This is a genomic window from Nonomuraea sp. NPDC050547 (assembly GCF_044457345.1).
GTDB lineage: Bacteria > Actinomycetota > Actinomycetes > Streptosporangiales > Streptosporangiaceae > Nonomuraea.
Genome location: NZ_JBITGW010000043.1, coordinates 26,514 through 33,426 on the forward strand (window position 1 = coordinate 26,514; position 6,913 = coordinate 33,426).

At 66.4% G+C, this 6,913-nt stretch carries 4 protein-coding genes; all 4 read left to right on the forward strand.

Annotated elements, in window-relative coordinates; translation table 11 throughout:
- Positions 1-5 precede the first annotated feature (5 nt).
- The 4 genes from ACIBHY_RS54365 (at position 6) to ACIBHY_RS54380 (ending at position 6,628) form a co-directional block, all read left to right on the forward strand.
- Positions 6-2,651, forward strand: a complete 2,646-nt coding sequence (locus tag ACIBHY_RS54365; RefSeq protein ID WP_397311052.1) for a fibronectin type III domain-containing protein — start codon at positions 6-8, stop codon at positions 2,649-2,651.
- Positions 2,652-2,723: 72 nt separating this feature from the next.
- Positions 2,724-5,294, forward strand: a complete 2,571-nt coding sequence (locus ACIBHY_RS54370; RefSeq protein WP_397311053.1) for a fibronectin type III domain-containing protein — start codon at positions 2,724-2,726, stop codon at positions 5,292-5,294.
- An 11-nt stretch (positions 5,295-5,305) separates the two neighbouring features.
- A complete protein-coding gene (locus tag ACIBHY_RS54375) occupies positions 5,306-5,725 on the forward strand; it encodes a hypothetical protein (RefSeq protein WP_397311054.1) in 420 nt (139 codons plus the stop codon).
- A gap of 198 nt (positions 5,726-5,923) precedes the next feature.
- Positions 5,924-6,628: a hypothetical protein gene (locus ACIBHY_RS54380; protein ID WP_397311055.1), complete on the forward strand. Its 705-nt coding sequence runs from the start codon at positions 5,924-5,926 to the stop codon at positions 6,626-6,628.
- The last annotated feature ends 285 nt before the right edge of the window (positions 6,629-6,913 follow it).

Consider the following 6,913-nt stretch of genomic DNA (forward strand, 5'->3'; position numbering starts at 1 on the left):
GGATTATGCCAACGATCGTTGAAGGGTTCGAGTCTGGTACGGCGGTGGTGCCGCGCACGGGCAACTGGACGCGGGACAACACGCAACGGTTCGCTGGGACGTGGTCGCTGAAGAGCGCCGCGGTGGTGGAGACGGGCGGGTCGTCGTCGTGCACGATGTCGGTTCCGGCCGGGGCGACCACGGTCACGTTCAGGGTCAAGGTCTCGACTGAGGGCAGCGACTCCAACCCGTTCGACCCGTTCGTCTTTCTGACCGGCGCCACCGAACGCTATAGGAAGGCGGGGGAGGTCGCCTGGCACCAGCCCGGCACGTATGCCCTCGACGGGGCCACACAGGTCACCTTCCGGTATGACCGCGACACCTCCGCTGGTAGCGGCTCGAACGCGGTGTGGGTCGACAACGTGACCTTCATCATCCCGGACACGGTGTCGCCCAGCGTGCCGGGAAATCTGCGGGTGACGGCGAAGACGAGCACGTCGGCGTCGGTGGCGTGGGACGCGTCCACGGACAACGTCAGCGTCAGCGGGTACGGCGTCTATCTGGACGGCGCGAAGCAGGGTAGTGACCAGGCCGGGCTCACCTACGACTTCCCCACGCTTACGCCGGGCGTGCACACGGTGGAGGTGGACGCCGTTGACGGGGACGGCAACCGCTCCGCGAAGGCAAGCGTGGCCGTGGTCCTGGATGAGACTCCGCCCACCGTGCCCGGCAATCTGCGGGCTACGGCGGTCGGATTGACGCAAGTGTCTGTGGCGTGGGATGTCTCCACGGACGACAACGGCGTTGCCGGGTACGGCGTCTGGTTGGACGGCGTACGGCAGGGCGCCGATGGGGCTGCGCTCGGCCGCACCCTGTCCGGTTTGCTGCCCGGCCGCACGTTCCTGGTGCAAGTAGACGCCGCGGACGCGGCCGGGAATCGGTCGGCGAAGGCGTCGCTGACAGTGAACACGGTCGCGGACGTGGAACCACCCGCGGTGCCCGGGAACCTGCGCGTCACGGCGAGCGGGCCGTACATGTTCGCCATCGAATGGGATCCGGCCGCCGACAACGTGGGCGTGACCGGATACGGCGTCTACTTCGGCGGCGGCAAGCTGGGCGACGACCAGGCGGGCACGTCGTACATGTTGGACGACCTCGTCCCCGCAGGCACGTACCAGGTGGCGGTGGACGCTGCGGACTCGTCCGGCAACCGGTCGGCGCTGGCGCAGCTCACGCATGTCACGCCGGTGGACGCGCCGCCGGCGGCGCCGCCGAACCTACGGGTCACGGCCCTGTCGTACACGAGCTGGACAGTGGAGTGGGACCCGTCCTCCGATGACGTACAGGTGGTCGGCTACGACGTCGCGGTAGACGGCCAGCCGGTGGCCACCAGCACGACCGATCGGATCCTGTCGCGGTCGGGCCTGCCGGACGACACCGCGTCCGTCATCCGAGTGTGGGCGGTGGACCACATCGGGCAGCGCACCACTACGCCGGCGGAACTGGTCGTGCGAACGCTCAACGACTTCGACCCGACCACGCCTATGCTGACGACCACCGCCGGGGAGGACTCCCTCACGGTGGCGTGGACGGCGTCGGAGGACGACTTCCAGGTGGTCGGCTACGAGGTGATCGTGGACCAGCAGACCGTGCACACGACGCCGGGTGTGGACTTCACTGTGGACGGGCTGCTGACGCGCCATCACGTTGTTACGGGCCTGACCCCTGGCGTGCCGTACGACGTGCGCGTGGCCGCGGTGGATTCGATAGGGCAGCGCAGCGCGGACAACACACAGCAGCGGGCGACCCTGGGGCTCCCGTACGTACCGGTATCCACGCCTGTCTATCGTCTGGCCATGTGGGCGGGCAACGTCCTCGACCAGCATCTGGTGACATGGACCGTGGAGAGCGCGGAAGGGTGGCCGTCATCGGCACCGGTCTCGCCGGTGTCGGCCGCTCGGGGCGGCTTGGACGGTGGCTTGGATGGCGCCGGCCGATACGGGCCACGCCGGATCGTGCTGAAGGGCACCGCCGTGGCGGAGACGAACCTTGCGATGCTGGCGGCCAAACAGCGGCTGCTGCGGGCGATCCACCCGAGAAACAGGGCTTGGCTGAGGGTGGCAGACGCACGGATGACGAGGCAGGTCAAGGTCAGGCTGGACGGGCAGATCCGCGTCACCGATCAAGGCCCCCTGGCGTTCGGGTGGGAACTGCCGCTCAAGGTGTCAGACCCCCGCCGGTACGCGACCGTCCCGGTGAGCGCCGAGGCGGTCATTGGGGCCCTGCCGGGGGAGGCATCGGCCACGATCGAACTGTCCGGCACTTATCCGTCGATCCCGGCCAGGCTGCGCCTGTACGGCCCGATCCGGGAGTGGACGATCACTCACAGGGAGACGGGCACGGTGATGCGCGGCATGCCTGGGGATGCTTCCCGGCTGCCCGCGGACCCCCGGTACTCGTTCACGATCGACCTGGCGAGCCGCCAGGTCCTGGCGCACGTCCCACCGGAGGTGTGGCCTGGGCCGCGTCCTGGCCGCAGCGCGCTGGCTCACCTGCCGGCCTGGTTCCACCTGATCCCTGGTACCAACACCATCACGCTCACCGGCTCGCCGGTGACGGGGGAGAGCGGCACGCCCCGGCTGGTGATCGAGGCCTTCGACGCCTGGAGTTGACGAGCGTGGACGGTAGCCCCACGGGCCGGGCATGGTGCCGGTCTCATCACGACGCCGGCCACGGGGGTTTCTATGTCGCTGGTCAGGATGGCGACGCCGTACACGACGCAATCGCCGTCAAACTCGCATACGTACAACTTCGGCAGCGTCAGCTACGGCAACCGCATCGTGCTGATCGTCAACAGCTACGCCAGCGTGCTCACCGTCTCGGGCGACTACTCCCCGCACGAGCACACGGTCCACACGCTCGGCATCCGCCTCTACAGCAAGGTCTCTTACGGCGGCGACTCCTCGGTCACCGTGACCACATCCGACTCCACGGACCGGATCTTCATCTGGATGTTCGAACTGTCGGATGCGGAGGAGTACTACGGCAGCGACACCGGCCTGACCTCCTCGTCTGCGGTCGTCAACGTCTCGTCGCTGCCCGCCGGGTGTACTGCCATCCTCGGCGTGTCGGCGTACCTTCAGGGCAGCGGCTCTGACAACTCGTCCGCGAACTGGCCGCCGGGGTTTGATCACAAGGGCTACACGTTCCGTGACTGGACTGATGGGGCAGCTCGGCGCGCGTGGGCGTCCGCGGCAGTTAAGGACGGCGCAGCCGACTTCGTAGCCTTCACTTGGCCGCTCGTCACGGGATTGCCGTCCACCTGGCCGAATTATGCGTGGGTGGCTGGCGTATGGGGGCCGACCCCGGACGAGGAACCCCCGAGCGTGCCGGGGAATCTGAGGTTGACGGCCATGACGCCTACGAGCGTGACGGTCACGTGGGATGCGGCCACGGACAGCGGTACTGGCGTGGCTGGGTACGGCACGTACAAGAACGGGGTGAAGGATGGCGGCGACCAGTCCGGCCGTACCCGCAAGTTCTCGGGGCTGACGCCCGGGGTGCCGGTCACGATCGACGTGGACGCTGTCGATGGCAAGGGCAACCGCAGCGAGAAGGCCAGCATCACTCTGACCCCTGTCAACGACACCACGCCACCGGTGACTCCGGTCGTGCGGGTGACGGCGCTGGGGGCGGGATCCATCACGGTGGGCTGGGAGCAGCCGTACGACCAGACCCCGATCACCGGGTACGGGGTCTACTTGAATGGGCAGAAGCAAGGAGCGGACCAGACGGCTCGCATCAGGGCCTTTACGGGGCTGACGCCGGGTGGCCTCTACACGGTCGGGGTGGACGCCAAGGACCTCCTCTCCAACAGGTCAGCGATCGGGACGAAGACGGTGAAGGCGCAGGCGGACACAGCGCCGCCGGCCCTGCCCGGGGCAGTGCGGTTGGTCGCGGTCACGCAGACCGCGGTCACCGTCACGTGGGATCCGTCGAGCGACGACAATGTGGGCCTCGACGGTTACGGGCTCTATCTGGGGGCGGCGCGGATCGCCCAGGTTGGGCCGACGAGTCAGGTGTTCACCTTCACCCAGCTCACCCCAGGGATCACCTACAGCCTGAGCGTGGACGCGGTGGACGAACTCGGCAACCGGTCCGCCAGAGTGCCGTTGTCCGCGACCACTCTGACGGATTCCAGCGGGGCAGCTCCGCCGTACGAGTATGTGTTGTACGACTGGTCCAGCCACCGCCCGCTCGACAGCCTGCCGCTTCAGAACGTGACCTTCGAGCTGGCACTCGGCGGCGCCGGCTCGCTGACCGCCGAGATCCCTTTGTACGACGAGGACTACACGATCGGCCGGGTCGAAGCCGCTACCCGCAGCGAGCGCACGATGCTGCTGGTCTACCGCGGGGAACGGTTCGTCGGCGGCGGCCGCGTCGTGGACCCGACAGACTACGACTCCGAAACCGGCATCCTGCGGATCAGCGTCGAGGACGTGATCGGGATCTACAGCCGGCGTTTCATCCCCTTCACGGGGCCGCGCACGGGCACCCTGGCGCACTCGGAAATCGATTGGATCCTCGACGAGACCGGCGCCGCCGCAGACAAGAGATGGCTGGTCGCCAGCGGCGTGCCCGGCACCGTGCAGGTGGATCGCGAGTACCGGCAAGAGGACTTCTCCCGGGCCGGGGACACGGTGAGCGATGTCGCCGCGGCACCGGGCGGATTCGAGTGGTGGACGAAGCCGGCGTGGGACCCCGTGGACGACAGGCCCAGATTCGAGCTCCGCAGGGTCAATCGGGATGCGCCGCCGTCGTCCGCGCTGACGTTGGAGTACCCGGGCAACGTGAAGAGGTTCAGGCGGTCCACGCGGCCGGGTCTTGCCACGGTCGTGTTCGGCAAACTGGCGCTCAGCGAGGGCGGAGTTCTGATCGAGAAGGTTGTGCGTGACGACCTGCATGCGGCTGGCTGGCCCAAGTTGGAGCAGGCGTACACGTTCGAGGGCTTGACGTCACCGCAGGCGCTGAAGAACGAGACGCAGCGGGCGGCGGACGCCTCGAAGGGCGCCAGGATGGTGTTCGAGTTCGAGCTGGTGCCGGGTAACTCGGTCCGGTGGTGGGAGTGGGAGCTCGGCGCGAACGTGCCGGTGATCATCCAGCACGACCATCTGTACCCGGAGCGGCCGGATGGGGTGCCGGGCCTTGACCGCGAGATGAAAATCATCAGCGTTCGGGTGCAGCCTGATACGGACGAGGGCGAGCTGGTGACGGTGACGACGGCGGAGCTCACGACCGCGGTGGACGAGCAGTAAGGGGCGGCGCAGTGTCGCAGATCAAGGCGGGTGACCAGCGGCTGCACGACCTGGTCGCTCTGGTGAAGGACCTTCAGGGGCGTGTCAAGAAGCTCGAATTGCAGATCGGGATGCGGGGCGTCACGTTCTCGACGCAGGTCACATCGGTGTCGGGCACGACATTCGAGGTGGTCGCCTGGTCGGTGTTTCCTCGGAGCGGTAGCTCGCTCGCGGTGGACGTGACGGTGGGCGGTGCGCTGGAGGTGCAACTCGCTGTGGACGGTGTGGCGATCGGCACGAGGACGGCGACGGCAGCCGGCACGGTCACCGTGTCGGGCTTCCTGGCGGATGGGTGGAAGTTCGGAGATCGGAAGCGGGTCGAGGTGCGGGCCCGCCGTACCTCGGGTTCGGGTGAGGTGGCGGTGACCGTGCTCGGCGCCTGGCATCGGTGAACCGTGGATTCCGCTGATGCCTGCTGCGCGGTGGTGTCGCCACGACGCTGACGTTGAAGAGGTCACCTGCCAGCACGCGTGCCGGCCCCTCCACTTGCCCCTTGGGACGGTGACCCACGGAATGCCGCAGGAAGAACACAGTGTAGCTGTGGTCTGATCGGTCCTCTGTCTTCCTTGTGATCGGGCCTTGTTTGGGCCATGAGAGTAGTTCAGCCGTTTCGGCGGCGCCTCTATGTCATTCTTGGCGGCATGGCTCTTTTCCGGCGATTCTGGACATGGCTCAAGGCGCGCAAAACGGGGCTAATTCTTCTCGCAACCTTGCTCGCCATCGTTGTAGTCCCCTTCGAGATGGCTGGGAACGTGAGCGGAGTGATCGACTTTCTCACGGGACAAAAGGTCGCACCCGAACCTGTCGCGTCGAGTTCGTCTCCGACTGTGGCATCGACGCCGCAACCCAACTCCACGCCCACGCGTACTCCTGGTGCTCGCCTGCTTCCGATCACCACTGACGCGAAGGGCACAGTGGACAGATGCGTCACGATCAAGGGTGTGAACCCACCAAGGCCCGGATATGCGCTCGTTGTGGGTGTTCACCTGCGCCTGGACGCGACCATGCTTGCGAACAAGCGAACGTATTTTCCCTCCCGTGTGATCACGGAGTTTTCCGCCAACGACAAGCAGTGGTATGTCACACCGGACCTGGCCGTTGGCCAGGCGGGAAACGACAAATCGTCCTATAACGTCTTTGTAGGTGAGATGCCGGAAGAGCAGGCTCAAATCCTCAGGAAAGACCTAGAGGAGACCAGCGCACACAACGAGGCTGAAATGAACGCAAGAGGCATCACGATTCTTGACACCAAGGTCGTTACTCGCCGCTACTCCAATACGAGGGTATGCAGTTGAATCCGGCAGTTGGAGAACTCTGTTGATGATCCTCGGCTCAACTAGCAGAGACGCTAAACCGTAAAGGATCTTGATGTGGAGGTCTCGCGATATTGGTGGACGCTCGCGTCAACGCTGGAGGCCTCCGAGCGGCATGTGGGGGCTGGGACGGTAGTCCGCCCAGCAGGGCAACATCCGCCCTCGACGGCAATGGGTTAGTCACTGATCTCCCTAGCGGGAGGCCCGTTCCGGGCTGAAAATCGGGGTGGTTGCCCGCCGACGTCGTGCCACTATGGTCCGCTTTGA

Coding starts and splice junctions, on each gene's coding strand:
- ACIBHY_RS54380 (WP_397311055.1), top strand. CDS start 5,924: ATGAGAGTAGTTCAGCCGTTTCGGCGGCGCCTCTATGTCATTCTTGGC.
- ACIBHY_RS54370 (WP_397311053.1), top strand. CDS start 2,724: ATGTCGCTGGTCAGGATGGCGACGCCGTACACGACGCAATCGCCGTCA.
- ACIBHY_RS54365 (WP_397311052.1), top strand. CDS start 6: ATGCCAACGATCGTTGAAGGGTTCGAGTCTGGTACGGCGGTGGTGCCG.